General features: G+C 63.7%; 1 protein-coding gene. It reads left to right on the forward strand.

The genetic code is table 11. From position 1 onward, the window contains the following. A partial coding sequence (locus AC0L3B_RS39960; protein WP_473383460.1) for a chorismate-binding protein occupies nucleotides 1–251 on the forward strand: 251 nt, incomplete at its 5' end.

A 251-nucleotide genomic window follows, 5' to 3' on the forward strand; every position in this document is an offset into this window, starting at 1 on the left:
GCGTGGAAACCCGCCCCATCAAAGGCACCCGGGCTCGTGGCCTGACGCCGGAGGAAGATACCGCCAACGCCGCCGAACTGCTGGCCAGCGCAAAGGATCGCGCCGAGAACCTGATGATCGTCGACCTGCTGCGCAACGACCTCGGCCGCAGTTGCCGTATCGGCTCGGTAAACGTCCCGGAATTGTTCAGCCTGGAAAGCTACCCCAATGTGCCGGTGACGCTGCTCACCAAGTGGTGCACGTTGGGGTAG

The organism is Bradyrhizobium sp. Kon56 (assembly GCF_055807635.1).